Source organism: Streptomyces sp. AV19 (assembly GCF_015999245.1).
Lineage (GTDB): Bacteria > Actinomycetota > Actinomycetes > Streptomycetales > Streptomycetaceae > Streptomyces.
In genome coordinates this window covers 854,593-881,180 of the sequence record NZ_JAEAMR010000007.1, presented here as the reverse complement: position 1 = coordinate 881,180, position 26,588 = coordinate 854,593, and the positions used below count along the sequence as shown (strand labels likewise).

Sequence of the window (26,588 nt, the reverse complement as noted above, 5' to 3'; positions counted from 1 at the left end):
TGCGTTGCGGACACGATCGCCCTCACCCGATCAGTGGCCATGCTGAAACAGCTCACTGTCACCAAGGCCGCCGGCGAACGTGGCCATCAGCCATGAGGAGCTGAACAGCATGTACGACCGAATTCGCGATAACGCCGCGCAGGCCGGACGGCAGGTTTCACCGCCTTCCGGTGACGCCCAACGCCCCGGCGCATACCGATCCGTTGAGTGCCGCATGGGTGAGCATGGGAAGTGCGGCGCAGCGCGATACCGCGCCAGCCGACGGAGCTCCGGAGTCGTCTACCAGGCGTGCGAGTGCCTTTGCCACCGCTGCACCGACGGGGACGGCAACTGATGCCCGACTCCGTCGTCCTCACTCTCGTCGAGGTCTCTCCCTCCACCGTGCAGCGGGGCGATCTCATCGAGATCGGTCAACGACAGTTCGAGGTCAGCGACTTCCACGACGAACCCGACGGCGGGAAACGCCTCCGCTTCACCAGCGGCGAAGACCTCCTCATCCGCACCGGCACCCGGCTCTTCGCCATGCGGGAGATCCGCGTGCGCACGCGAAGGGCCATGCTCCGCGCAAGGGGGACGCGGTGAGCCAGAAGCCCGGCGCGGAAGAGGAGCGGCTCCGGCGGGCCGACGAGTTTCTCGTGCAGGTCGAGAAGCTGCTGCTCGGTCGGGAGGGGGCCGAGCCGGAAGAGCTGCACGTTCTTGTCCGGCCGTTGGCTGCCGCCCTGCGTGATGTCTTGCGGATGGCAGCTGATCAGAGCGGGCACAGAATGTCGGGTCCGGAACGAGGCCGCCTTCCTAACGTGGTGGGCGTAAGGGAAGGAGATCCGGAGTGCTGGAGCGGTTGAACGAGGCGCTGGATCATGTCGAGTCGCATCTTGATCAGCGGATTGAGATGAGCGAGCTGGCGCGAATCGCTATGACGTCGGAGTACCACTTCCGGCGGATGTTCTCGGCGCTGGCGGGGGTTCCGTTGTCGGAGTACGTCCGGCGTCGGCGGCTCACCGTCGCGGGGGCCGAAGTGCTCGCCGGGGAGCGGACGTTGCTGGAGATCGCGGTGCGGTACGGCTACGGGTCCGGGGAGGCGTTCGCCCGGGCTTTTCGGGCGGTGCACGGGGTGGGGCCCGGCGAGGCCCGGCGGAACGGCGCGTCGTTGAACTCCCAGCCCCGGATGTCCTTCCGTCTCGTCGTCGAAGGGAGCAGCAGCATGCGGTATCGGGTTGTGGAGAAGGGGGAGTTCCGCGTGGTCGGCAGGAAAATCCGCGTCCCCTTGATCCATGAGGGGGTGAATCCTGCCATCGCCGAATTCATTCGGGGGATCGACGGGGAGACCTTGCGGCGGATCGCCGCGTTGTCCGATCAGGAGCCGGAGGGGATCGTGGGGGGCAGTGACAATCTCGATCCGAGTCGGGCCGAAGGGACCGAATTCGATTACTACCATGGGGTGGTGACCGGACAGGCGGACCTGCCGGGGGATTTGGACGCCCTCCTCGTTCCCTCCGGGACCTGGGCCGTGTTCGAGAGTTCGGGGGAATTCCCGCGGGCGCTGCAGTATCTGTGGCGGGACGTTTTCACGCAGTGGTTCCCGTCCAATCCGTACCGGAGCCGGCCCGGGCCCGAGATCCTGCGGACGCGGTTGTCGGAGGACCGGGCCCGGGCGGACGCGGAGTTGTGGATTCCTGTGGAGCGGATTCGGGAGGGGTGAATCCCCGCGTCACCGCCGGATGCGGGCCGCCCTCGCCTCCAGTGCCGCCCTGAACTCCGCCGTGCGCTCCGCCTGTTCCAGGCGGAGGCGGTGGTCCAGGCGGGACATGCGGTCCGTCGCGTGACGGGTGGCCTCGTGGAGGTCGGCCTCGTGGGTGGCGTTCGCACAAGCGTGGTGGAGGCGGAGGTCCGCGGCGTGGAGGCGGTCGGTCGCCTCCAGGCGGGCCGTGAGGAGGCGGTCGTACGCCGTGGACGGGCTCATCAGCTTCACCAGGACCGGCAGGGCGTCCACCGCCAGCAGCAACAGGTGCAGGACGACGGCCACGAAACCGGCGTACCAGTCGGACCAGGCCACCGCCCCGAGCGCGTTGGCGCGGGTGAGCATGCCGGAGTCGTCGAGGTGGCGGGAGTGGTCGCGGACCTTGGCCGCGACGGCCCGGTCCAGGGCGGGGCGGTAGGTCTCGCCGGCCGTCTCCTCCTTCGCGGCGAGGGTGCGGGACTTCTCGGTGAGGGTGGCGAGTTCGGTCTCGTACTTGGTGATGTTGCTGGTGGTGCGGTAGTCGTCGTTCTCCGCGCGGGCGCGCAGGCAGGTGTCGCCCACGTCGTGGCGGCCGTCCCGGCCGTAGATCCACTTGGCCGGGTCGTCGCACTCGCGGCGCTCGTTCGCCTGCTTGGCGCTCAGGGTCTTGTGGATGGCCTGCACCTGCGCCTGGAGGGCCGTGACGCGGGCCGCGTTGTCCCGGATCTGCTGCCGCACCGACGCCGGGGAACCCGGCACCTTCAGCTGGTAACCGCCGCACTCCGCGCGGCCGGTGGTGTCCCGGCCGTCCGGCGGGTTGCAGGAGGCCAGCATGCCGCGGTACGCGTCGGCGTCCCGCGCGTTCCCCGCGGCCGTCTGCCGGCTGATCTCCTTGTCGAAGATCTGGAAGAGGAGTGGTTCGGCGATGGTCAGGCCGACCAGCAACGACAGCGCGAGACGCGGCAGCAGGGTCTTCAGCCGGCCCCTGGCCAGGACGCCGTGGGTGCCGGAGACCAGCCAGCCGTCCAGGGCGAGGATCACCCAGAACCAGATGACGGCCACCGATATGACCACAGCGAGGGGAAGTTCGTCGCGGACCGTGGTGAACGCCAGGCCCATCGAGGCGCCGCCCAGCAGGGCGGTGTTGAGGACGATCGCCCCGTACCAGGTGTAGCGGGCGCGTTCCTGCGGCACCCGGGCCAGGAGCTCCTCGTCGACGCCGATCAGGCGGCGCAGGGGGGCCAGGACGCCCGCACCGGGACGTCGTACGCGGCGGGCGGGGCGTACGGCCGGGAGTACGGCCGGGCGGGCCGGGGCGTCAGCCGACATGCTCCTCCCTCCCCGCGTCGCCGAGGTCGTCGTCGGAGGTGTCGTCAGGGGCCGGGGCGCCGTCCGCGCGTTCCACGTGGTGCACCTCCCCGCCCGGCAGGGCGTACGCCGTCGCCTGCCGGATCTCCCCGACGCCGTTGATCAGGGCCCCCACGTCGACGACGGCGTCGTCGGCATGGCCCCGGTCGATGACCCGCTTGGTCAGATCGCTCCGGGCCTGGAGCACCCGCTCCCGCAGCTCGCGCTGCTCCTTGCGGTGCTCCAGCGCGTCCGCGCGCACCTCGTCGCGCATCCGGCGGGCGTCCTCCCGCTCCACCTCCCAGCGGCGCGCGTCCTCCTGCCGCAGCGCGGCGTCCGCCTCGCGCTCCTCCTGCCGCCGGGCCGCGGCGTCCTCCCGCTCCTGCTGCCGGCGGCGCAGCGCCTCCTGCCGCCCGGCGGCCGCGTCCTCCCGGGCGTCCTTGCGGGTCAGCTCCCGCACCCGGTCCTCGCGGTCGAGGCGGTAGCGGGTGTCCTCGCGTTCGACGTCGAGCCGGTGGCGCAGTTCCTCGCGGGCGACGGCGTCCTTGCGCTCCAGGCGGGCCCAGTCGCGCTCGTCCCGCCGGTCCTCCCGTCCCAGCCGCGCCTCCTCGTCGGCCCGCAGCCGCGCGGCGAGTTCGTCGGCGGTGATCTCGCCGCGCTGGAAGGCGTGGACGTCGGCGGCCACCGGGTCGTGGCCGAAGCTCTCGACGTCCTGGGCGGTCTCCTCCCTGATGTACTCGTTGTGCTTGCGCCGCAGCCCGAGCTCGTGGTCCTGGCGCACAGCGCCGGCCGTCTGCTCGTACGTGGCGCGCAGGTCCTCGAACTGCTGGCGGTGCCGCTCCTCGATCAACTCCCGTTCGCGGCGCCGGATCTCCTCGGCCTCGGCCTCCTTCAGGCGCCGGGCCGCCGCGGCCTGTTCGCGCTCGCGGCGACGGTCCTCCTCCGCCTCGGCGCGCTCGCGCGCGTAGTGCGCGGCGGCCTCGTCCTTCTCGCGTTCGAGGCTCTGGATGTACTGCTGCATGGCGTGCTCCGCCTCGGCCCGCTCCTTCTCCACCTCGCGCCGGAGCCGCTGCTTCTCCCGCTCCAGCCGGGCCTCCTCCACCTCGCGCAGGTGGGCGGCGAACTGCTCGGGGGTGAGCACCTCGACGGCGACCGGCACCGCCTTCAGGCCGGAGACGAGCGGCGGGGTCATCTCCCGGTACGCCTCCAGGTACGCGCCGATCCTCAGGCGCGCCCGGTCGACGGCCATGACGGGGAATTCCAGGGCCTGTTCGGAGAGCCCGGGTATGCCGCGGAGGTAGCCGAGGAGCAGTGCCTCGACGTCGGTGACGCCGTCGCGTACGACGGCGGGGGCGTCCGTGACGGTGCAGTGGAAGGTCACGCGGAGCGTGAAGTCGCCCTGTTCGGCGGAGGGTACGGGCATCTCGACGCGGACGGGCACTCCGGCCCGCCGGTCGACCACGGTGACGGAGCTCGCCGTGACGACGACGTCGTCGGCGGGCCCGAGGAGGCCGTGCTCCTCGACGTACTCCTCGCCGCGCCGGTAGACCAGCACGTGGTGCGCGGCCAGGCGCGGGACGTCGCCCTCGTCCCTGGTGAGGTGCTTGCGGAGCCAGTTGCCGCGTTCCTGCGGCCGGCCGAACTCGCGTTGTTCGACGATGGGGTAGCTCTCGGCCATGCGGTGTCAGTCCTTCGTGCTCAGTACGGCGATGCTCGGGGCGGCGATGCTCGGGGCGGCGGTACGGGGTGGTGCGGCGGTGCTCTGCGCGCCTCCTGGTGAGCCGACGCCCCGTACGGCGGTGAGGAAGCCGTCGAGGACGGCGGGTTCGACGCGGCGCCGGCGGCCCGCGTCCCGGCCGAGCGCCGCGGCCAGCAGCCGCCGCTCGTCCGGGGGCAGGGCGGCGCCCAGCGCCCGGCCCAGGCTCCCGGCGGTGGCCCGGGCGTCCCGGCAGACGGCGGGCAGCGCGAGCAGGGTGTCGCGGAGGGCCGTCAACCCGGCCTGGCGTACCGGCCGGTGGCGCAGCACGCCCGCCCAGAGCGCGGCGACGCGGTCCGTCATCCGGGGCCGGCGTTCGACCAGTCCGGCGACGGCGGGGCGGCCGGTGCCCGGCTCGCCCACCGACAGGACCGCCAGGACCGTGTCGAAGGTCATCGCCTTGACGCGGGTGGCGACCGGGGTCGTGCACTGCTTGCGCAGCCGGTGCACGAGGGCGTCGAGGACCACGCCCGCGTCCTCCTGCCCGTCGGCCAGCAGCGCGAAGAGGTGGGCCATGCCGAGGACGGCGGGCCTGCCCTGTCCCTGGTGGATCAGGTGCCACAGCCGTTTCACCGCGTCGGTGGGGAAGCGGACGCCCAGTTGTCCGCCGAAGGCCCGCGCCGCGGCGGACCGCAGCCCGGGGTCCCCGGAGTGGGCCCAGCCGCGCACCAGGGTCAGCGCGGCCGCGGCGAGCGTCTCGTCCAGGCAGATCCACCACAGCACGTGGGCGGCCATGACCTCGCCCTCCGGGCCGGCCCCGCCCCGCGCCCAGGGGCGCAGATAGCAGTCGGCGACCTCGTCGAAGGCCGTACGGGCCAGCAGCGCGAGGCCGGAGGCGACGGACGCGCGGAGCTCGCCGTCCGGCCGCGCGGCGACGAGCGCGGTCAGCCAGTCGCGCACGCCGTCCCAGAAGTCGCTGGAGTGGTTGGCCCACAGCTCCTCCAGCACCCACTGGCGGTACTGCGGGACGGCGAAGACCCAGACCGTGCGGCCGGGTACGCCGTGCGCCCGCTCCTCCGCGGCGACGAGCGCGTTCCGCGCGAGGGAGCGGCGGCGGTCGACGGGCGGGGCGGGGGCGGTCTCCGGGACGCCTTCCGGGGGCGGCGGCGCGTCCCCGAACGCCCGTACCACGTACGGCTCCAGCGACTCCTGGAGCCGCTCGAAGGCCCGGCGGCCGGTCCCGGTGGCGAAGGCCAGCGTGGTCACCTCGGCGATCTCGCGCGGCGTACGGTCGGCCGCGAACCAGTCCCGCACCGGCTGCGCCGCGCTGCTGCCGTACTCCCGCCAGACCGCGCGCGGTTCCTCCCCGCGGGCGATCCGCCCGGCCGCCGCGGCGACCTCCGCGACCAGGCACCCTCCGGGCATCAGCCCGGCCGCCTCCTCGGCCGCCCGCCCGGCGCACCCGGCCTCGCGCAGCCGCGCCCGGAGCACCTCCCCCAGGTCCGGGGCCCGCCAGGGCACGTGCCGTACGGCCTCGGGCGGGGGCGCCCCCGGCTCGTGCACGGTGGTGACCACCAGGTGCGCGCCCTGTCCGCGCACCCGGTCCCGCACCCGGCGCCAGTCGAAGTCCGCCGTCCGCGTCCCGCCGCCCTCCGCGTCCTCGTTCATCCGGTCGAGCAGGACGTAGCCGATTCCCCGGTCGAAGGCGCGCTCGGCCAGCTGCTCCAGGCCGATGTCCGGGGACAGCACCACGTACACCGAGCTGTGGGCGACCTCCTTGAGGAGGGCGACGGCTCCCGAGCGCTTGCCCGTGCCCGGAGGGCCGACCAGGACGGTCACGGTGTCCGCGGCGAGCGCGTCCGCCGCCTCGCGGAAGCAGGGCGGCTCGACGTAGCACCGCAGGACGGAGTCGATCTCGCCCGCGTCGAGCCGGCCCGTGGCCCGCCGGGCGCCGGCCGCGGGCGGGGGCATGGACGCGGCGGGGCCGATGCCGAAGTGGGCCTGGGGGGCGTGGAGCGGGCCGTGGAAGACCTGGTTGACGTAGGTGTGACGGGCGGCGGTGTCGTCCGGGGCCTGCGGGGGCGGACGGTCGGCCTGCGGGTGCTGCCGGTCGGCCTGCGGGGGCGGCGGCCCGTCCTCCGGGGCGGTCACGTGGACGCGCCGAAGACGGCGCCCGCGGCGTTGACGGTGCCGTGGAAGTGCTGGACGACTTGGGGGGCGGAGGCGGCGGGGCCGGCGTCGGAGGCGGGCCGCGCGGCGGGGCCGGCGTCGCCGGGGCCGCCCGGTGCGAGGGCGTCCGGTGCGGGGGCGTCCGGTGCGGGGGCGTCCGGTTCGGGTGCCGCCGGTTCGGGTGCCGCCGGTTCGGCCGGGCCGGGGACCGCCCGTGCGTCGCCCCCCGGGACCCAGATCCACGCCCGTCCCGCGAACTCCTTGTTCTCGACCTCGACTTCCGCGAACTCCTCGGCCCGGAAGGTCGTGTACGCCTCGCGCACCACGTCGTCGAAGACCGTGGACGAGACCGCGACGGCCAGGCAGGCGTCCGGGTTCTCGGCCAGGGCCGCGCGCAGCACCGCGCTGTCGAGGATGCGGCCGGTCACGACCGGGGCCGGGCCGACGAAGCCGTTGGGGCCGGGCGACACCGGACCGAAGTGCACGGCCGCCCGCAGCCGGAGCCGCCCCTCGGGCACCCGGTCGTGGTTGAAGGCCCGCAGGCCCGCGTCCAGGCTGCGCATGAACGTGTCGACGAGGGCGGGCTCGGACGCCCCCTCGGGCAGGACCGCGAGCTCCGAGTCCCCGCCCGGCTGCACCTGCCACCGCTCGCGGTCCAGCCCGGCCGCGTCGGCCGCGCGGCCGAGCAACTGAGGTATGGCCTCCTGGAAGCGGCTCTGGCGCAGGACGTCGGCCTGCCCGTACCCCTTCGCGTCGACGGCCAGCAGGAGTCTCCGGCCGAACGCGCCGTTCACCACCACAGCACCTCCATGTGCGTGTGCTCTTACGGGAGAGAAAGGATGCCGCATACCTCAACTCCCCGCCCGGCCACCGGTGTTACAACTCCTCCACGGAAGCGTCGCGATCCGGTACGCGCGGGCGCGCCGGCGCCCGGTCCCCCCGGTCCGGGCGCCGGCACCCCCCAGTCGTACGCCGGTGGGCGCGGGCACACCCCGTGGAAGTACGGGATGCGGGAATCCGTACAAGTGGCTGGTCGGAGTGGGACGGTGCGCGGTTACTGGGTGAGTGGGCGGTGCGGCAGGTGCCGCCGTCACGGAAGGACGTTTCATGACATCGACGCCGTCGGCCGAGTCCGGTCCGTACATGCTCGGCGCGTTGCAGAGCGCCCATCAGCACGCCGACGCCAAGGCCGGGATCCTGGCCGCGGCCCAGGCGGCGCTGGCCGGCACGGCCGGGTCGTGGACCTGGCACGCCGCCGAACTGTGGCGGCGGGGCGGCGGAGCCGGGGCGCTGGCCGGGCTGCTGCTCCTGCTCTTCGCCTGCGGGCTGTTCGGCGGGGTGGGGTGCCTGGCGGCGGCGCTCCGGCCGCGCGTGTGGCGGCCGCGCGCCGCGAACCGCTACAGCTTCGTCCACTTCGCGTCGGGCGGGGGCCTGCCCGGGGCGGACGACGCGGACGGGGCCGAACTCGCCCCGGTGCTGCGCTTCCTGGCCCGCGTCGCTGTCGTCAAGTACCGCTGCGTCACGGGGGCCGTGGTGTGCACGGCGGTGATGGGCGCCAGCGCGGGGCTGTGCCTGGCGCTGCGGCCACTGCTCACCTGACGTCGGCGGCGGGCAGCTCGCCCACCTGGCGCAGCCGGGCGAGGTCGCGGATGGTGGTGGAGCGGTAGCCGGTCTCCAGCAGGCCCTCCTCGCGGAGTTCGCGCAGGCCCTTGTGGACGGTGGTCTCGGCGGCGCCGGTCAGCGCGGCCAGCTCCGGCTGGGTCAGCCCGCAGCCCATCACGACGCCGCCGTCGTGCTCGGGCTGCCCGTAGGCGGCGGCGAGCTCCACCAGGAGCCGGGCGAGGCGCACCTTCACCGAGTACCCCCGGAACTCCATCCGGCGGCGGTTCGCCCAGCGCAGCCGGTCGGCGACGATCCGGGTGAGGGCCATGCCCACCTCGGGGCGGCGCATCAGCAACTCGCGCAGGACGGCGGGCTGGAGAACGCGGGCCGACATGGGGCCGCAGGCGGTCACCGTCGCCGAGCGCGGTACGCCGTCGGCTCCGCCCACGCCGCCCACGCCGTCGACGGCCGCCATCTCGCCGACCGTCTCGCCGCCGACGCGGACGGCGAGGAGCGAGACCTGGCCGTTCTCCAGGGTGGCCGTGACCTTGGCGAAGCCGGAGAGCAGCAGCAGTACGTGCCGGTCGTGGGCGCCCTCGCTCAGCAGCACGTCGCCGGCGTCGAAGCGGACCTCGACCCCGAGGCCGAGCATCTCCTGCCGGGCCGGGCCCGGCAGCATCCCGAGCAGGCTGCGGGCGGGCCAGTGGCCGGCGGGTGGGTGCGGTGCGGTCATGTCGTCCCCCCTGCCGAGGCGTTGTCGGCATCGGTGCGCGGGTGTGCTGGTGCGCGGGCGCCTCGGTGGCCAGCACGGTAGTGGGCGGGGCAGCAACAGAACACGCAATTCCCGAGATTGACCTTGCCGAACGCTCACGGCACAGCACACGGAGCGAGCAGCCGTACAAGCACCGAACCGACCAGGACCGTAAATCCCCTTATCGCACCTCAGCGGCTGCCTCCCGGCGGAAGGATGCCGTCATGGTGCTTGAGGTGGGGGCCAAAGCGCTCCAGAGGAGACGCGACCAGCTCCGCAAGGCGGCGGAATCGGTGGAAACCCAGGGCGAGTTCGACGACACGCCGACGGTCGGCCTTCTGCTGTTCTACGCAGCCGAGTGCGGGCTCAAGGAGAGAGTGCTCGCCCGGCGTGGCCACCGCGACTCCACCGCATTGGAGCCCACCCACAATCTCCGCAGGTTGGCCAAGGATCTCCGGCTGCCCCGGGCACTCGGCGCGGCCCTCGACCGTATCCAGGTCTGCCGCTTGCACCCGCCCACACGCGGCTCCGTCGCCCTGGCCGATTTGCATCAGGCATGGCGCTATGGTGCGAAGCTCAACACGGCGGACGAGAAGGCGGCCCAGGAAGCGCTCCGCGCTCTGATCAGCTGGTGCGAACAGGACTAGGAGTACTGAAGTAGTGGCCGAACTGACGGAACTGAAGGGTCGGACGCCCCCGGATCACGTGTTCACCTGGGTGGATGTCGAAGAGCATCTGGCGTTCCTGGCAAGTGAGGGGCAGTGGCCCCGGTGGCTCCTCGCGGCCGACGGCTGGTGGGACGGGCTGGAGTTGATCGTACTCCCCGGTACGCGTGCGGAAGATGTGAAGCGTTGGCTGGACGAAGCGTTCGGGGCCGGGTCAGCCGAATGGCAGGACGGCACGCTCATGCTGCGGCTCGACGACCCCCGGACGACAGAGTTCGTCGGCATGCCGGTCCTGCTGAGCCCCGGGGCGGAGGGTGCGGACCAGCCACGCCGCCTCCCGCTGCTGCGCGAGAAGCACCTCACTCCCCGGTTGGCCGAAGCCCTGGAGCGTCCCGCCGACCCGCACTTCCCCGACGACGTCCAGTTGATCGCGTTCCACTCCTTCAAGGGCGGAGTCGGACGCACGGTCCACGCCGTGGCCATGGCCGATGCCATCGCACAGCGCGGTGGGAACGTCCTCCTCGTGGACGCCGATCTCGAGGCCCCCGGAATAACGTGGATGCACAGGGCGCAGGGTGGTCAACTCGACTTCTGCTTCGAGGATCTGCTCGCCCTTCTGCAAGGAGCCGAGGACGGCGGATGGTCGGCCGCCGTGGACATCGCCGCCGCATACCTGCCCAATCAACAGGTCGGCCGCTACACGAGTGGCGGACGGGTGACCATGGTCCCGACCAGTAGAAGACTTGTTCTCGACCCGCCCCGCATCGAGCCGGCCGACCTGCTCACACCGGGACGTTCGCCGTACTTCCTCACTGAAGCGCTCGCGGCGCTCGGAGCGCGCACCGGCGCGGACACGGTCGTCGTTGACCTCCGGGCCGGTGCATCGGAGCTCTCGGCCCCGGTGTTGCTCGACCCCCGGGTCCAACGCATCTTCGTCACCACGCTCAGCCACCAGTCACTCGCCGGCACCGAGAGGCTGTTGGAGCAGCTGGGGCGCCGGGCGCCGGCACTGCAGGGCGTCGACCCGGCGAGCTCCGTGATCATCACGCAGTATCGACCCGATGTGCACGAGACCCATGTGGAACGGGCCTGCAACCAGCTGGCCAACGTGCTGTTCGCTTCGCTCAGGCAACCCGAGGGAGGACAGAACAACGAGCCCGACGACACCGGCGGTGTGGACACCGGCATCCTCTCCCAGCCAATCCGCAGCCGTTTCCGGGAAGAACTGCTCGCTCTTCCCTCGTCCTGGGACGCCGTGCTCAAGGTTCTGCAGAGTTGCGATGTCGCCGGTGTTCTGGAGCCCATCATGCCGACGCCGGCGCTCCAGGCTCTGCCCGAGAGCGAGGAAACGTCACCGGCGGTCGACTACACGACGCTGCGCCGCCGGCTTTGGACCACAGCCAAAGGACTGGTCTACGCCGAACGTCAGGGTATGTCGTCGGCCAGCGGCTTTCTGGTGACCGAACCCCTGCGCCGACTGCTGGGGGACCACCGCACCGAGCAGCCCTTGGCGCTGGTGGTCGGCGCCAAGGGGGCAGGCAAGACCTTCATGTACACGCGGGCATGCGCGGCCGGGTCATGGGACAGATTCGCCGAGCAGTCCGGCATCGAAGGCGTCCGCCTGGACGCGCGCGTATTGCCCGTCCTGGAATCCGTCAATCTCGAATTCGACGAACTGACGACGCAAGATCTCCGGGACGCCTTCGTTGTGGGGCATGGCGGGGAAGCCGGGCAGGCCGCCACCTCCCAGGAGATCAAAGACCGGCTGCACCAGGGCCTGACGACCCTGGGCCCCGATGACGAACTCGGTTGGCGTCGCCTGTGGATCGAGTGCCTGGCCATGGCCGCCGGAGTACGCCCGACGGGCAGTGATGGTGGCGCGGAAGCCGCACTTACCGAACTCGGCAGACGGACACGGGCGGTGTTCGTAATCGATGGGCTCGAGGACCTTTTTCAGGCTTTGGACAACGATTCCAAGCGCACCGCACTACGGGTACTGCTGATCGAAGTCCTCGCCTGGCTGCGCTCGCTGCGCGGTCGGCCCTTCGGGCTGGTGGTCTTCGTCCGTCAGGACCTGGTGACACGGGCGGTCCGCCAGAACAGCGGGCAGCTTCTGGACCGCTACGAGTCCTACGCACTGCGCTGGGACAAGGATTCGGCCCTCCGTCTCGCACTGTGGGTCACGGCACACGCCGGCGCACTGCCCACCCCTGTGGCCGAGCCCAGCATCAACGCACTCTCCTCCGACACGCTGGTGAAGACTCTCATCCCGGTGTGGGGGTGGAAAATGGGCTCGGCCAAGTCGCGCGAAGCGCGCTCACATCTATGGGTCCATGCCGCTCTCGGAGATTTCAACGATCAGGTGCAGGCCAGGGATGTCGTCGCCTTTCTCGCGGAAGCAGCGGAACTATCCATTCCGCACACGCTGGAGGACCGTGTTCTGGCACCGACCGCCATGCGAAAAGCGCTGTTCGCCTGCAGCGCGCTGAAGATCAACTCTATTCAGCAGGAGAATCCGGAAGTCGGTGAACTGCTCGCCCGCCTGAGGCAGGTACGGCCGCCGGTGACCGTGCCGTTGGAACTGGAGCAGGTGGGAATCTCTGTGCAGGAGGCCAGCTTGCTGGTGGAGTCCGGAGTCTTCCTCCGGGACGACAACGGACGCTACTGGGTCGCCGAGATCTACCGGCATGGCCTGCGGATCGGCAGCGAACGGAAGGTGCGGGTGCTGCGGCGACGCTGACCAGGAAACGGCCCCTCCGCCAGGAGGGGCCGTTCCGTCACCGTCGGGATTCTAAGTACCGGAAGCGTGTGGGCATCTATGCCTTCTCTGTGCGAACCTTCCCATGACCACGGTGCTGCCCTCCCTGTCACGAGCCCCTGTTGGGCACCGCCTATGAATGGCCCGCCAGACGCATATTTCCGGCGATTGGCTCGGTATCCGAGTCCGGCCGATGGGGCGTGCTCCTGCGCCGCAGGAGCATCACGACGCCAACGAGCGTGACGACACAGGCGAAGACGAGCACCACGAGAGTCCATCCACGGGTGAGAAGGACGCCGACACTGGCGGCCACCAGGCCGCCGGTCAGGCCGAGCAAGAGAAGCCGAGCAGGTACCCCCGTGGCCCGCTCGGCCTCGTACTGAAGGCCGCGTTCACCGGCGTCACCTCCTCCCTCATCCTCGAGTTCGGCCTCGACACGGTCGAGAAGCGCCTCCCACGACCGCGGGCTGATGCCGCCGTGGTTCTCCAGGAGGCGCGCTCGGAAGCACCGCGTCCTCTCCCGGAGCAGATCGTGCATGTCTTGCATTCCGTCCCCTCTCCGTACATGAGTTCCGAGTAGCGCGCCGCCGGGCAGCCGCCCCGGTGGCGCCGCTTTCCGGTCTTTCGGTTGTTCGGGCCTCTAGGACCCAACCTGGAATCAGGGGCCGCCCCCGTACCGGCCCGTGATCCCGAGAAGAGCTCTAGCCGGCGTCTCCGATCTCGTCGTGGACAGTCGTACGGTGAGTGGCAAGAATCTCCCGGACCTTGTCGAGACGACGCTTGACCGTCTGGCGGTCGATCCGCAGGTAACGGCTGATCTCGCTCTGATTCAGGCCCACCACGATCGACAACCACCCGACGTCATGCAGCTCGCCCTTGTCCGGCAGAACCTTCCGCAGGAACGCCTCGACGGCCTCGACCCCCTGACGGACGGCGTAGTCACTGGACTCGGCCTCCTCCTGGCCCCGGTCCGGGACGCTGTCCGTCGGGAAGGACCGGTCGCGGTCGTAGGCCCGGCAGGCGTCGGCGATGACATCCGACATGACCTTGGCCGCGAAGGCCCTCTCCCCGTCGCGCCGGTCGAGCCGGAAGGTGGGTTCCGTCCAGCGGCGGACCAACTGGACCAGACAGGTCTGCACGAGGTCCTCGAGATCCCGTCCGAGTCCCTTGGCGAGGACCATCCGCTCCAAGTGGGGTTTCAGCCGCTCGAGCTCCGCTACCTGCTCCTCCGTCAGTCTGCGGCGCGGGCGCCTCTCCATGGACGACGGAGGGTTCTGCCGGGGCACCTTCACGTGCGGGGCAGCGGACAGGGCGCGTTCGCCTCCGCCCGGCGTCCCCACCCGCACCTCGGGTGCGTTCGTCATCGGGTGGTCCTTCCTGTCGGGAGGTGCCGGTCGGCCGCCTCTTGACCTCTAATGCCGCCGGAAGGCCAGACGCATGGGGCATTTGATGTTCGTAACTTTGGGCGAAACATGGGCCATTGGAGTGGCTGGGGATCGGGACGCCCCGAGGAACGGCGGCGACACACCCATCCGCCGCCTAACCGAGAACTTGATGAAGGAAGAGTGCTACTCCGACGCCGACCAGGAGCGCGGTCCCCAACAAGGGGTTGAGGAACGCCACATAGGTGACGAGTCCCGCAACAATCAGAACCAACAGAACGAAGAAGGCCTTACGCTCCGGATCCATCAGAACCTCCTCAGGGCACATCCGGTGGACCACCACCTGCGGACCGTCCGCTCGAGCCGCGACTCACCCTCCATGCCGTTCGGGAACGCCGCACTTGAGGCAGACCCCTCCGTGACCCCCGTCACACAACGATGCTGCATGAATGACCTGCAGCCCATCGAACTCCGCGAAAGCGACCAACCACCAGGACACACCCACGACTTCCGCCACCTCCACCCCGCCCCGTACGCTGACGGCTGCTCCAGTTGAACATCGCCCCGGGGAACTACCTGATGATGCCGATACCGGAGGCCGTGTCCCTGGGTGTGGCCGTGGGCACGGCCGCCGCCGCTGTGATCGCCGGTCCGCTGCTGGTGCGCGCCCGGCGGGCGGCCGCGCGGCTGCGGGACGAGCGGGACGCGGCCGTCGGGGAGAGCCGGGCCCTGACGGAGCGTCAGCGCGTCTGGGAGGCCGAGCTGGAGCACCTGGCCGCCGAGCGGCTGCCGGCGGTGCTCCAGGGGAAGCGGACGACGCCGGGGCTGCGCCACGGGGAGCTGGCGGGCAGCGTGTTCGAGGTCTGGCAGCGGGCGCTGCTGGAGCGGACGGCCGGCGCCGTCACCGGCGTACGCACCCGCGAGGAGTCCGCGCGGGCCGCGTTCCTCGTCATGGCCGACCGCATCCAGGTGATGGCGCTCGCCCAGCAGCAGGGCCTGGACGTCCTCGAACAGACCGCGGAGGACCCCGTCCTCATGGCCGGACTGATGCGCGCCGACCACGCGGCCGCCCAACTCGCCCGGCAGGCCCAGACGATGAAGGTGCTGTGCGGTGCCTGGCCCGGACGGCAGTGGCCGGACGCCGTGCCGCTGCTGGACGTGGTGCGCGGCGCGCAGTCGCGGATCCTGGAGTACCAGCGCGTACGCGTCCAGGGCGCGCGGGACACGGCCGTCGAGCCCCGGGCCGTGGAGGCGCTCATCCACGCCGTCGCGGAGCTGCTCGACAACGCCACCCGCTACTCGCCGCCGACCGTCTCCGTGCTCGTGGCGATCCGGCCGGTGCACAGCGGGGCGGTCATCGAGATCGACGACGGCGGGCTGGGCATGACCGAACAGGCCCTCGCCGAGGCCGGGCTGCGCCTGGCGGGCGGCGAGGCGGCCCGGGGCCGCGGCTGGGGGCCCAACCCCCAGCTGGGCCTGTCCGCCGTGGGGCAGTTGGCGAGGCGGTACGGGTTCTCGGTGAAGCTGGACTCGCCGTCGGCGTACGGCGGCGTACGGGCGGTCGTCCTCGTCCCGTCGGCGCTGCTGACGGCGTCCCGCACGGTCGGGCCCCCGGCCGTACCGGCGCCCGCGCCGGAGGCACCGGTCGCGCCCGCGGCGCAGCGGGCTCCCGAGCACCCGCGCCCCGGGACCACGCCGGATCCGGCCGCCCCCGGCGCCCTCCCCCGCCGCCGCAACCGCCGCGCCACGACGGCCACCGGACCGGAGCAGCCGCGCCCCGAGGCCGCGCCGGGCCCGGCCCCCGACGGTCTTCCCCGCCGCCGCAACCGCCGCCCTTCGACGGCCGGCGGACCGGAGGAGCCTTCGCGCGCGGCCTCCGCCCCTCTCCCCCGACGCCGCAGCCGCCGGCCGGCGGCGGGCACCGGCGGCCCGGGCAGCGCCCTGTCCGCCCCCGGCGCGGCAGCCCTGCCGGGCGACAGCGGCACCGCCCCCGGCCGGGCCACCCGGCCCCCGGCCGCCCCGGCGGACCGGCCGGCCCTCTCCCCCCAGCAGGCCGCCGACTTCATGAGCAGCCTCCAGACCGGAACCCGGATCGGCCGGGAAGAGGCCGCCGGAGAGGCCAGGGGAGAGGCCCGCACGGCGGACGCGGCACCACCTGTGAACGACACCGAAAGGGAAACGCGTTGAGTACGAACGGGAATCTGGAGTGGCTGCTGGCCGACGTCCTGCGGGTCCCCGCGGTGCGGCACGCGCTCGTCGTCTCGCGCGACGGCCTGCGGCTCGCCGCTTCCCCCGGGATATCCGCCGACGAGGCCGACCGGCTGTCCGCGATCTGCTCCGGCCTGCTCTCGCTCGGCCACGAGGCCGCCGCCCAGCTGGCGGGCGCGGACAGCGCGCCGCGGCAGGTGATGGTGGAGTTCGACGGCGGGTTCCTGTTCCTGGTGGCGGCGGGCCCCGGCGCCTCGCTGGCCGTCGCCGCCGCCGCGGACGTGGACGCCGGGCTGGTGGCCCGGGAGATGCAGCACCTGGTGGTGCGCATCGGCACGCACCTCAGCAGCCCGCCCCGCGCCGACGCCGACGCTCCATGAGCGGCCCCGCGGGCACGGCCGGCGCCGGCCCCGTACGCCCCTATGTGATCACCGGCGGCCGGACGGCCCCGTCCCGCGACTCCCTCGCGCTGGAGACGCTGGTGATGGCCACGGGCGGCAGTACGTTCCCGCCCCCGGATCTGACCCCCGAGGCCGCCGAAATACTCGGCCTCTGCGTCCAGTTGCTGTCCGTGGCGGAGGTCGCCGCCCACCTGCGCCAGCCCGTCGCCGTCGTCAAGGTGCTCCTCGGCGACCTGCTCGACGCCGGCCTCGTCCTGACCCGTCCCCCCGTCACCGCGGCCGACCGGCACGACCCCTCGCTCCTGAAAGAGGTACTCGATGGACTCCGTCAGCTTTGACGTCGGCTCTGACGGCGCCCGTTACCTGCCCTCCACCGTCCGCACCTCCGTCAAGATAGTGATCGCCGGGCCGCTGGGCGTCGGCAAGACCACCTTCATCGGCTCGCTCAGCGAGATCCCGCCGCTGCGCACCGAGGAGACGATGACCCAGGCGGGGCAGGGCGTGGACGACGTGCTGCCCGGCAAGGCCACGACCACCGTGGCGATGGACTTCGGGCGGATCACGCTCAACCGGCGGCGCGTGCTGTACCTGTTCGGCACCCCGGGCCAGCCGCGCTTCTTCCCGATGTGGCGGCACCTGACGCACGGCGCGCTCGGCGCCCTCGCGCTCGTCGACACCCGGCGGCTGGAGGCGAGCTTCGACGTGCTGGGGCACCTGGAGGAACTGGGCGTGCCGTTCGCCGTCGCGGCCAACGCCTTCCCGGACGCGCCCGTGCACCCGGAGGAGGAACTCCGCGAGGCGCTCGACCTGTTGCCCGGCACCCCGGTGATGCTCTGCGACGCCCGCGACCGCTCGTCCTGCGCCGCCTCGCTCATCACCCTCGTCGACCACCTCCACACCACGGCCGCCGCCCCGGAGGCACCCGCGTCATGACCCCGACAGCCCTGTACGGAGCGGCGCTCACCGGCGACACCGAGGCCCTCTACGAGCGCCTGCGCCGCGAGCACGGCCCGGTCGCCCCCGTCGAGCTCGAACCCGGCGTCCCCGCCTGGCTGGTGCTCGGCTACCGCGAGCTGCTGGAGGTCACCCGCAACGAGGAGTGCTTCTCCCACGACTCGCGCCGCTGGCGGGCGCTGCGCGAGGGGCTGGTGCGTCCCGGCTCGCCGCTGCTGCCCATGATGGGGTACCGGCCGACCGTGCTCTTCGCCGACGGCCCCGAACACCGCCGGCTCCACCGGGCCGTGAGCGACGGCTTCGCCCGCCTCGACCAGCACGCGCTGCGCCGCAGCATCGCCCAGCTCTGCGGGATGCTGCTGGACGCCGTCGCCCCGCTCGGCCGCGCCGACCTGCTGGCCGACTACGCCCTGCAGCTCCCGCTGTGGACCGCCTCGCGCATGCTCGGCCTGCCCGACGGGCTCGCGCCCGAACTCATCGGCGCGGTGCGGGCGATGGTGGACAGCGGCCCGGACGCGCCCGCCGGCGACGCCGCGCTGCGGCGGATCCTCGGCGAGCTGGTACGGCGCAAGCAGACGGAGCCCGGCGAGGACCTCACCTCCTGGCTGCTGGCCCACCCCGAGGGGCTGTCGGCGGAGGAGGTGCTGCACCACCTCGCCGTCGTCATCGTCGCGGGCAACGGCCCCGCCGCGAACTGGACGGCCGCGACCGTCCGGCTGCTGCTCACCGACGCCCGCTTCCGCGGCCACGTCACGGGCGGCCGGCTCACCGTGGACGCGGCCCTGGACGAGGTGCTGTGGCGGGACGCGCCCGTACAGAACTTCCCCGGCCGCTACGCCACCCGCGACCTGCGCTTCGGCGGGCAGTCCGTCCGCGAGGGCGACGCGCTGCTGCTGGGCCTGGCGGCGGCCAACCGCGACCCGGCCGTCCGCCCGGCCGACGGGCACATCGTCCCCGGCAACCGCTCCCACCTGGCCTTCGGCGCCGGCCCGCACACCTGCCCGGCCCGGGACCCGGCGCGGCTGATCGCGCACACGGCCGTCGACACCCTCATCCACCGGCTGCCCGGCCTGCGGCTCGCCGTGCCGGCCGGGGAGCTGGCGTACCGGCCCTCGCCGTGGGCCCGCGCGCTGACGGCGCTGCCCGTCCGTTTCACCCCGGTTCAGCCCACCGTAGTTGGAGGTCAGTGATGAACGCTCCGTTCCGTCCCGATCCACTCCACCTCGATCCACTCCACCTCGATCCGTTCCGCCTCGATCCGTTCCGCCTCGACGTGACCGGTTCCGATCTGCACGGCGAGATACGCGAGTTGCAGGCCCTGGGCCCGGTCGTCCGCGTCGAGCTCCCCGACGGCATACCGGCCTGGGTGGTCACCCGGTACGAGGTGCTGCGCGACCTGGTCACCGATCCGCGCGTCGCCAAGGACCCGGCGAACTGGGCCCTGTTGGCGTCGGGCGCCGTCCCCGAGGGCTGGTCGCTCATCAACTTCGTCGAGCCGGCCGGAATGGTCACCGCCGACGGGGACGACCACCGGCGGCTGCGGGCCCTGGTCGCGCAGGCGTTCACGCCCCGGCGCATCGCCGGGATGCACGCGCGCACGGAGGCGACCGTGAGCGCCCTGCTCGACGACCTGGACGGCCACTTCGCCACCGGTGGCCCCGACACGCCCGTCGACCTGCGCCTCCACTACGCCTACCCCCTCGCCATGCGCACCATCGGCAACCTGCTGGGCGTACCGCCGGAGCGCTACGACGAGTTCCGCGCCCTGTCCGCGAGCCTCGCCAGCAGCGCCACCGGCCCCGACGAGGTCCTCACCACCCGCCGCCGGCTGCTCTCGCTGCTCGCGGACCTCGCCGCCGAGAAGCGGGCGCGGCCCGGCGAGGACATCACCACCGACCTGATCGCCGCCCGGGAGGACGGGGACCGGCTCTCCGAGGAGGAGCTCATCGGCACCCTCCTCCTCATGCTCGTCGCGGGCCACAGCACGACCCTCAACCTCGTGACCAACGCGGTGCGCGCCCTGCTCACCCACCCCGGGCAACTGGCCCTCGTGCTCTCCGGGGAGCGCCCCTGGACCTCCGTCACCGAGGAGATCCTGCGCTGGGACTCGCCGGTCGGCCACTTCCCGATGCGGTACGCGACGGAGGACATCCCGCTGGCGGGCGAGGTGATCCGGCGCGGTGACGCGATCCTCGTCTCGTACGCGGCGGCGGGCCGCGACGCGGACCGGTACGGCCCGACGGCCGGCGACTTCGACCTCACCCGCGAGCAGACGCGCCACCTGACCTTCGGCCACGGCGCCCACTTCTGCGTGGGCGCCGCCCTGGCCCGGCAGGAGGCGGGGGTGGCCCTCCCGGCCCTCTTCGACCGCTTCCCGAAGCTCTCCCTGGCCGTCCCCCCGGAGTCCCTGACGCCCGTCCCGTCCTTCATCACCAACAGCGTGGGCACGCTCCCCGTCCTGCGGGCATGACATTTGTCCCGGCGGACCCCCCACACCCGTCTCTGCCGGACGTGGAGCCCGCCGGGCGAGGCTGTTCCCGTACCCGAGGAACAGACCGCAGGAGCACCCCATGCCGCAGGACACCGCCCCCGCCCCGCCCCACCCCCTGGCGGCCTTCAAACCCCTCCTCCTGGACATCGCGCTCCCCCTCGGCTCCTACTACCTCCTGCACGCGGCCCTCGGCCTGGGCCTCGTCCTCTCCCTGGCACTCAGCAGCGTGATCCCGGCGGCGCACTCGATCGCCGACGCCCTCCGCAAGCGCACCTTCAACGCCCTGGCGACGGTGATGGTCGTCGTCAACGTCCTCTCCATCGCCCTCGCCTTCGTCGGCGGCGACGCCCGCCTGATGCTGGCCAAGGACTCCGCGATCAGCAGCTTCGTCGCCCTCGCCATCCTCTGGTCCGTGACCCGCGGCCGCCCGATGATGACGGCCGGCCTCAAGCCCATGCTGGTCAAGTCCAGCCCCGCCAAGTCCGCCGCCTGGGACCGCCTGTCGACGACCGACCCCCGCTTCCGCCGCCACGAGCGCGTCTTCAGCCTGGTCTGGGGCGCGGCCCTGCTGGCGGAGTGCGCGGCCCGCGTCGTCGGCGCGTACACGCTGCCGGTGGAGACGATGGCGTCCTGGGGCTCGACGGCGATGCTGCTGGGCGCGATCGCCCTGGGGATCGTGGCGGGCGGCGCCCTGGCGATAGCCCCGATGGAAAAGCTCCTGGCGGAGGCGGAGGCCGGCGGGGCGTGACCGTCGGGCCGATGCGCCTCCCCTGACCGTCCGTCATCCTGGGCCCTCATCCCGAGGGAGGCCGGGGAAACGCCCCCGCCCCCGACTAAAGTTGACGGGTCACCGCTGGTCACGCAGCCAGTACGTAACGCGGTTCCGGGACGGAAGCAGTCTCGGGGGGAGGGCTGATTCCGCATGACTCGTCGCTCCAACGGGCTGATAGGCATCTGGGCCGAGGCCCAGCGCGACCGCCAACGGCAGCAGGAGCTCAGGCAGCGGGCGCTGGTACAGGAGCAGCGGGAGCGGGAGCGGCAGCAGCGGGCGGCGGAGCGGGAGGCCGCGCGGCTGGACCGGGAGCGGCGGGCCGCCTACCGGCAGGGGCGGGAGGCCGAGGCGCGGCGGCGGACGGAGGAGCTCCAGGCGCGGGTCGCGGCGCTGGAGGGGCTGCTCGGGGCGGGGTGCGCGGCGCCGGGGTTCACGACGGGGCGGCTGGCGGAGCCGGAGGCGCTGGAGCCGTTCGGCCCGGGGCACCTGGGGCAGCCGACGCTGATGCCGGACCCGGGGCGGTACGGCCTCGGCAGACGGGCGCAGTACGAGGCCGACCTGCGCGCGGCGCAGGCCGCCGAGGCGCAGCGGCAGCACCAACTGGCCGCGTACCGGCGGCAGTACGACCAGTGGGCACAGGCCCGGCTGGCGCAGGTGCGGCAGCACAACGCGGGGGTCGCGGAGCTCGTGGGCGCACTGCGCGCGGGCGACCCTGACGCGGTCGTCGAGTACTTCTCGGCCGCGCTGTACGCCTCGACCGCCCTGCCGGACGAGTTCCCGCACCAGATCTCCGCCGCCTACGACCCGGGCGCCCGCCAGCTCGTCCTGGAGTGGGAGCTGCCGGGCTTCGACGTCGTGCCGGAGGTGAAGGCGGTGCGGTACATGCCCACCGCCGACCAGGAGAAGGAGACGGCCCTCCCGGTCACCCGGCGCAGGGCGCTGTACCGGGACGTCCTGGCGCAGTGCGTGCTGCTGGCGGTGCGCGAGCTGTTCGCGGCGGACGAGTACGGGGCGCTGGAGTCCGTCGTGCTGAACGGCTTCGTCGACGACCACGACCCGGCGACCGGGCGGCGGGCCCGTCTGGTGCTGGCGGCGGTGACGGTGGACCGGACGACGTTCGGGCGGCTGCACCTGGAGCAGGTGAGCGCGCCGGAGTGCCTGACGGACGCCCTGGGCGGGCGGCTGTCGGCGCGCCCGGACCAGCGCACGGCCGTCCGGCCGGAGCGGACGCCCGACGAGGTCGGCCGGGGCGTCGTCTCGCACGGCGGCGGGGCGGACGACGGCCCGGACCTGTTCGAGATGGACCCCGTCGCCTTCGAGGCGCTGGTCGCGGAGCTGTTCCGGGCCCGGGGCATGCAGGCGGTGATGACGACGCGGTCCAACGACGGCGGCGTGGACGTCGAGGCCCTCGACCCGGACCCGATCAGCGGCGGCCGGATCATCGTCCAGGTCAAGCGCTACCGCAGGACCGTCCCGCCGACCGCGGTGCGCGACCTGTTCGGGACGGTGCAGGGGGCCGGGGCGAACAAGGGCGTGCTCGTCACGACCTCGGGGTTCGGCCCCGGCTCGTACGCCTTCGCCAACGGCAAGCCGCTGACCCTGGTGTCCGGCGAGGAGCTGGTGGGGCTGCTGGCGCAGCACGGGCTGCGGGGGCGGCTGGGGCCGGGGCAGACGCCGCGCGCCCCCCGGACCGAGCCTCCCGCCGATCACAACGTGCTCGGGATGTCCTGGTCCGGCCGCGTCGCCCTGGACGTCTGCGCCCTGGTGTGCAAGGGCGCCCGGGTGCTCAGCGACGACCACTTCGTCTTCTACAACAACCCGCGCACCCCCGACGGCACCGTCCGCGCCGCCGAGCCGCTGCCCCGGTCCGGGGACCGGGCCGCCCTGCGGGTGGCCTTCGACGCGCTGCCGGCGGCCGCGGACCGGCTGGTGCTGGCGGCGGCCATAGATCCGGAGGTCAACCCGGAGGCCGACCTCTCCCTCTTCACCGACGCCCGGATCCGGCTGTCGGACGCGGCGGGGGCCGAGCTGGGGCAGCTGGAGGTGTCCGACGGGCGGCCGGGCGAGACGGCCCTGGTGCTGGGCTCGTTCCGGAAGCGGTCCGGCGGGAACTGGGACTTCGTCGTGGGAGGCAAGGGATACACGGGGGGCCTGGAGGCGCTGGTGCAGGAGTACGGGATAGAGGTGGCCTGAGTTGTCCACAAGCGCTGGGTTTTCCACAGGCCCCGACCGGGCCCGGCCGATCCTCGTACACTGCCCGAATGGCCGACCCCACTGAGAACAGCGAGCCCGGCGCGTCCAGCGAGGCGCTGGGGGTCCTGCGCCGCGTCTTCGGTTACGACGCGTTCCGCGGGGAGCAGGAAGAGATCATCGAGCACGTCGTCGCAGGTGGCGACGCGCTCGTCCTGATGCCCACGGGCGGCGGCAAGTCGCTGTGCTACCAGATCCCGGCACTGGTCAGACCGGGCGTCGGCGTGGTCGTCTCGCCGCTGATCGCGCTCATGCAGGACCAGGTGGACGCGCTGCGCGCCCTCGGCGTCCGGGCCGGCTTCCTGAACTCGACGCAGGACCTCGACGAGCGCCGCATGGTGGAGGCCGAGTTCCTCGCGGGCGAGCTGGACGTGCTCTACCTGGCGCCGGAGCGGCTGCGCCTGGAGTCGACCATGGGCCTGCTCGACCGGGGCAAGGTCTCCGTCTTCGCCATCGACGAGGCGCACTGCGTCGCGTCGTGGGGCCACGACTTCCGCCCCGACTACCTCGCGCTCTCCGCCCTGCACGAGCGCTGGCCCGACGTCCCCCGCATCGCCCTGACCGCGACGGCGACGGAGGCCACCCGCCGCGAGATCGCCGCCCGGCTGCAGCTCGGTGACGCCCGTCACTTCGTCGCCAGCTTCGACCGGCCCAACATCCAGTACCGGATCGCCCCGAAGAACGACCCGAGGAAGCAGCTCCTGGAGCTGATCCACGGCGAGCACCCGGGGGACGCGGGCGTCGTCTACTGCCTGTCCCGCAAGAGCGTCGAGGACGTCGCCGACTTCCTGGTCGCCCACGGCGTCGAGGCCCTCCCGTACCACGCGGGCCTCGACGCGCGCGTCCGCGCCGCCAACCAGGCGCGCTTCCTGCGCGAGGACGGCGTGGTGATGGTCGCCACGATCGCCTTCGGCATGGGCATCGACAAGCCGGACGTCCGCTTCGTCGCCCACCTCGACCTGCCCAAGTCCGTCGAGGGCTACTACCAGGAGACCGGCCGCGCCGGGCGCGACGGCCTGCCGTCCACGGCCTGGCTGGCCTACGGGCTCCAGGACGTCGTCCAGCAGCGCAAGATGATCGACGGCTCGGAGGGCGACGACGCGCACCGCCGGCGCCTGACCGCCCACCTGGACGCGATGCTCGCCCTCTGCGAGACGGTCGAGTGCCGGCGGGTGCGCCTGCTGGACTACTTCGGCCAGCCGGGCGGCGAGCCCTGCGGCAACTGCGACACCTGCCTGACCCCGCCCGTCACCTGGGACGGCACCATCGCCGCGCAGAAGTTCCTCTCCACCGTCTTCCGGCTCGCCCGCGAGCGGCGGCAGAAGTTCGGCGCGGGCCAGATCATCGACATCCTCCTCGGCAAGAAGACCGCCAAGGTCATCCAGCACGACCACGACCAGCTGACCGTCTTCGGCATCGGCACCGACCTCAGCGCCCCCGAATGGCGCGCCGTCGTACGGCAGTTGCTGGCGCTGGGCCTGCTCGCCGTGGAGGGCGAGTACGGCACGCTCGTCCTGACGGAGGCCAGCGGTGACGTCCTCGGCCGCCGCCGCGAGGTCCTGATGCGCCGCGAGCCGGAGAAGCCGTCGCGGGCCCGCTCGGCCCCGGGCAAGTCCCGCGGCGCGGCCCGCCCGGCCCCCGCGGACCTCCCCGAGACGGCCCTCCCCGTCTTCGAGACGCTCCGCGCCTGGCGCGCCGCCCAGGCGAAGGAGCAGGGCGTCCCCGCGTACGTCATCTTCCACGACGCGACGCTGCGCGAGATCGCCACCCAGCGGCCGGACTCGCTGGACGCGCTGGGCGGCGTGAGCGGCGTCGGCGAGAACAAGCTGGCGAAGTACGGGGAGCAGATCCTGGAGGCGCTGGGGGAGTTGGAGGAGACGCCGGCGTAGGAGGCGCTACGGCTGACTCGATCGCCCCGGGTGCGGTACCGTGCATCCGGGAAGCGCACCCGGAAACGGGCGCGTGACCTGCTGCCGGGGGCAAACGGCAGCGGAGCCCGCCACCACGCGGAGAGACGGCGACGGGCCCCTTAAAGGGAAGGACTCTGTGGTCCCTCAGCAAGCTGGATGCTGAGGGCCTACAGTCCGAACCTCACCTCCAACCACCACTGGACGAGCTTCGCAAGAGCGGTCCCGAGAATCGGGACCGCCACGAAGCGGCTGGTCCAGCGGAGTTGGCTCCGCATGTGTGTCCAGTCCTTCGCCTTCCTGTGACGGCTCAAGTGCGGCCGTCCTTCCTTTCGGAGTTAGCTCGCTGTGTGCGAGCCCCCCGACAGGGAGGGCGGACAAAGCCCCCCATGGCAGGGGGCACTGCGCGCAACGGCCACGCCCCGAAAGGCGGCCGCCGACCGAAGCCGTCGACGCAGACCTTACCGGTTCAACAACTGCCCTTGGGGCCAATCGCTTTACCCCGCTGCTCCCGGATCGTGCTCCGCATCTCCTGCATGAGTTCGGCGAATCCCACGGCCGCGAGCGAGTCCCCGTCCTCCGGCGGCTGCACGGTGGCGGCCGGTTCGCCCCGGCAGAGGCGGCACAGGCCACCGGGGAGCGCTTCCGGCGGGCCGGGGCGGCCACAGCCCGTACATTCCGGGACGCGACGGGGAGTTGGGGTGGGTTCGGGGGCCCTTTCCGGCGGCATCTTGTCCCGCAGCCGACGGCGGGCGAAGGCGCCCGGGCTGTGCACGGGAGTCGGCAGGCCGGTGGTGAGTGCGTGGGTGAGCTCTTGAGCGGTGGCACCCCGGGCGAACCATTCCTCGGCCAGGGATTCCAGGGCCTCGCACTCGGCCGCAGAGAGCATCATGCGCGGGTCGACCCGGCCGAGGGCCGCCAACGCGGCGTAGGCGGTGGAACGTTCGGGCCTTTGCGGCTTCGGGGGCGGCTCCTCCGCCGGGACGTCCCCGCGCCGGAACGTCTCCCACCAGGCGTCGTCGCGCGGCGTCCGCGAGAAGTACGTGCGCGACACCCACTGCGTCGCTCCGTCGCCGCGCCGCTCACGGAAGCGGCGGAGGTGGCCCACCTCGGAGAGGTTGCGGAGGGCCGTCCCGACGGCCTGCTGGCCATAGTCGGGAATCTCCTTCGCGAGCGTCTTCACGTCAATGGCCGCACCCTCGGGGAGACGGTCGATGTACGCGGCGATGGACGCCTCGCGGGCGGGCAGGTGTGCGAAGTCCGCACGGGAACGGGGGGCTTGGTGGGGTGCGGACCGCTTTCCGAAGCCGGGGGAGGCCATCGGGGGAGCGGGCGGGCACGGGGCAGCGCTAGAGTTGGCCATAGCCACGGAGATTTCCCTTATCTTGGATCTCTTGATGGTCAGACCCCCGTTCGGTGCGGCTAACACCGGCGGGGGTCGTTTGTTGCTGCGCACGCTACACGGCCCGCGCGGGGCGTCGCGACTCGATCACAAATTGTCATACGGGCGGGCATGCA

General features: G+C 72.7%; 24 protein-coding genes. 15 read left to right on the top strand and 9 right to left on the bottom strand.

Annotation, left to right across the window (positions count from 1 at the left end; genetic code table 11):
- The first annotated feature begins 333 nt into the window (after positions 1-333).
- From I5Q34_RS13740 to I5Q34_RS13730, 3 genes are read left to right on the top strand one after another with little or no spacing between them, the layout of a single operon-like run.
- The gene (locus tag I5Q34_RS13740) at positions 334-582 is read left to right on the top strand and encodes a hypothetical protein (RefSeq protein ID WP_199892454.1); all 249 of its coding nucleotides are present in this window, start codon (positions 334-336) and stop codon (positions 580-582) included.
- Positions 579-842, top strand: coding sequence for a hypothetical protein (locus tag I5Q34_RS13735; protein ID WP_199892453.1), 264 nt, complete (start codon positions 579-581; stop codon positions 840-842). Before I5Q34_RS13740 ends, I5Q34_RS13735 begins: the two co-directional genes overlap by 4 nt.
- Positions 827-1,699 (top strand): AraC family transcriptional regulator, encoded by an 873-nt coding sequence (locus tag I5Q34_RS13730; protein ID WP_199892452.1) that lies wholly within the window; start codon positions 827-829, stop codon positions 1,697-1,699. Before I5Q34_RS13735 ends, I5Q34_RS13730 begins: the two co-directional genes overlap by 16 nt.
- 9 nt (positions 1,700-1,708) lie before the next feature.
- On the opposite strand, the gene I5Q34_RS13725 is transcribed toward I5Q34_RS13730, so the two are convergent.
- The 4 genes from I5Q34_RS13725 to I5Q34_RS13710 are packed head-to-tail and all read right to left on the bottom strand — an operon-like array spanning position 1,709 to position 7,729.
- Positions 1,709-3,046 (bottom strand): DUF4407 domain-containing protein, encoded by a 1,338-nt coding sequence (locus I5Q34_RS13725; RefSeq protein ID WP_199892451.1) that lies wholly within the window; start codon positions 3,044-3,046, stop codon positions 1,709-1,711.
- Positions 3,036-4,742 (bottom strand): hypothetical protein, encoded by a 1,707-nt coding sequence (locus I5Q34_RS13720; protein ID WP_199892450.1) that lies wholly within the window; start codon positions 4,740-4,742, stop codon positions 3,036-3,038. Before I5Q34_RS13720 ends, I5Q34_RS13725 begins: the two co-directional genes overlap by 11 nt.
- 6 nt (positions 4,743-4,748) lie before the next feature.
- Entirely contained in the window at positions 4,749-6,911 is a 2,163-nt protein-coding gene (locus tag I5Q34_RS13715) for a hypothetical protein (protein ID WP_199892449.1), read from the bottom strand.
- Entirely contained in the window at positions 6,908-7,729 is an 822-nt protein-coding gene (locus I5Q34_RS13710; protein ID WP_277965259.1) for a hypothetical protein, read from the bottom strand. Before I5Q34_RS13710 ends, I5Q34_RS13715 begins: the two co-directional genes overlap by 4 nt.
- Before the next feature lie 307 nt (positions 7,730-8,036).
- On the opposite strand from I5Q34_RS13710, the gene I5Q34_RS13705 reads away from it, so the two are divergent.
- The gene (locus I5Q34_RS13705; RefSeq protein WP_199892447.1) at positions 8,037-8,528 is read left to right on the top strand and encodes a hypothetical protein; all 492 of its coding nucleotides are present in this window, start codon (positions 8,037-8,039) and stop codon (positions 8,526-8,528) included.
- On the opposite strand, the gene I5Q34_RS13700 is transcribed toward I5Q34_RS13705, so the two are convergent.
- On the bottom strand, positions 8,521-9,264 hold the full coding sequence (locus tag I5Q34_RS13700) for a Crp/Fnr family transcriptional regulator (RefSeq protein WP_199892446.1): 744 nt from the start codon (positions 9,262-9,264) through the stop codon (positions 8,521-8,523). The genes I5Q34_RS13705 and I5Q34_RS13700 overlap by 8 nt on opposite strands.
- 242 nt (positions 9,265-9,506) lie before the next feature.
- Between I5Q34_RS13700 and I5Q34_RS13695 the strand changes: the two genes are divergently transcribed.
- Positions 9,507-9,929, top strand: coding sequence for a hypothetical protein (locus I5Q34_RS13695; RefSeq protein ID WP_199892445.1), 423 nt, complete (start codon positions 9,507-9,509; stop codon positions 9,927-9,929).
- Between the two features lie 13 nt (positions 9,930-9,942).
- Positions 9,943-12,687 (top strand): KGGVGR-motif variant AAA ATPase, encoded by a 2,745-nt coding sequence (locus I5Q34_RS13690; RefSeq protein ID WP_277965258.1) that lies wholly within the window; start codon positions 9,943-9,945, stop codon positions 12,685-12,687.
- Positions 12,688-12,838: 151 nt separating this feature from the next.
- Here the strand turns inward: I5Q34_RS13690 and I5Q34_RS13685 are convergent, their stop codons facing one another.
- From I5Q34_RS13685 to I5Q34_RS13675, 3 genes are all read right to left on the bottom strand, one after another.
- Positions 12,839-13,243 carry a hypothetical protein gene (locus I5Q34_RS13685; protein WP_199892444.1) on the bottom strand — a complete coding sequence of 135 codons (405 nt, stop codon included), beginning with the start codon at positions 13,241-13,243 and terminating at the stop codon, positions 12,839-12,841.
- Between the two features lie 163 nt (positions 13,244-13,406).
- Positions 13,407-14,069, bottom strand: a complete 663-nt coding sequence (locus I5Q34_RS13680; RefSeq protein ID WP_199892443.1) for a sigma-70 family RNA polymerase sigma factor — start codon at positions 14,067-14,069, stop codon at positions 13,407-13,409.
- A gap of 175 nt (positions 14,070-14,244) precedes the next feature.
- Positions 14,245-14,394, bottom strand: coding sequence for a hypothetical protein (locus tag I5Q34_RS13675; RefSeq protein ID WP_199892442.1), 150 nt, complete (start codon positions 14,392-14,394; stop codon positions 14,245-14,247).
- A gap of 272 nt (positions 14,395-14,666) precedes the next feature.
- Here I5Q34_RS13675 and I5Q34_RS13670 point away from each other — a divergent pair, with 272 nt between their 5' ends.
- From I5Q34_RS13670 to recQ, 9 genes are all read left to right on the top strand, one after another.
- Positions 14,667-16,274, top strand: a complete 1,608-nt coding sequence (locus I5Q34_RS13670; RefSeq protein WP_199892441.1) for an ATP-binding protein — start codon at positions 14,667-14,669, stop codon at positions 16,272-16,274.
- Complete coding sequence (locus tag I5Q34_RS13665) at positions 16,271-16,675, top strand: roadblock/LC7 domain-containing protein (protein ID WP_199892440.1); 405 nt, start codon at positions 16,271-16,273, stop codon at positions 16,673-16,675. Before I5Q34_RS13670 ends, I5Q34_RS13665 begins: the two co-directional genes overlap by 4 nt.
- On the top strand, positions 16,672-17,034 hold the full coding sequence (locus tag I5Q34_RS13660; RefSeq protein ID WP_199892439.1) for a DUF742 domain-containing protein: 363 nt from the start codon (positions 16,672-16,674) through the stop codon (positions 17,032-17,034). The genes I5Q34_RS13665 and I5Q34_RS13660 overlap by 4 nt, the downstream gene beginning before the upstream one ends.
- Positions 17,015-17,629, top strand: coding sequence for an ATP/GTP-binding protein (locus tag I5Q34_RS13655; protein ID WP_199892438.1), 615 nt, complete (start codon positions 17,015-17,017; stop codon positions 17,627-17,629). Before I5Q34_RS13660 ends, I5Q34_RS13655 begins: the two co-directional genes overlap by 20 nt.
- Positions 17,626-18,840, top strand: coding sequence for a cytochrome P450 (locus tag I5Q34_RS13650; RefSeq protein WP_234428754.1), 1,215 nt, complete (start codon positions 17,626-17,628; stop codon positions 18,838-18,840). The genes I5Q34_RS13655 and I5Q34_RS13650 overlap by 4 nt, the downstream gene beginning before the upstream one ends.
- Entirely contained in the window at positions 18,840-20,120 is a 1,281-nt protein-coding gene (locus I5Q34_RS13645) for a cytochrome P450 (RefSeq protein ID WP_199892437.1), read from the top strand. The genes I5Q34_RS13650 and I5Q34_RS13645 overlap by 1 nt, the downstream gene beginning before the upstream one ends.
- Positions 20,121-20,220: 100 nt before the next feature.
- A complete protein-coding gene (locus tag I5Q34_RS13640) occupies positions 20,221-20,889 on the top strand; it encodes a VC0807 family protein (protein ID WP_199892436.1) in 669 nt (222 codons plus the stop codon).
- Positions 20,890-21,063: 174 nt separating this feature from the next.
- Positions 21,064-23,106 carry a restriction endonuclease gene (locus I5Q34_RS13635; protein WP_199892435.1) on the top strand — a complete coding sequence of 681 codons (2,043 nt, stop codon included), beginning with the start codon at positions 21,064-21,066 and terminating at the stop codon, positions 23,104-23,106.
- Positions 23,107-23,174: 68 nt separating this feature from the next.
- Positions 23,175-25,052 (top strand): DNA helicase RecQ, encoded by a 1,878-nt coding sequence (gene recQ, locus I5Q34_RS13630; RefSeq protein ID WP_199892434.1) that lies wholly within the window; start codon positions 23,175-23,177, stop codon positions 25,050-25,052.
- 487 nt (positions 25,053-25,539) lie between these two features.
- Here the strand turns inward: recQ and I5Q34_RS13625 are convergent, their stop codons facing one another.
- Positions 25,540-26,391, bottom strand: a complete 852-nt coding sequence (locus tag I5Q34_RS13625; protein ID WP_199892433.1) for a hypothetical protein — start codon at positions 26,389-26,391, stop codon at positions 25,540-25,542.
- Positions 26,392-26,588 lie beyond the last annotated feature (197 nt).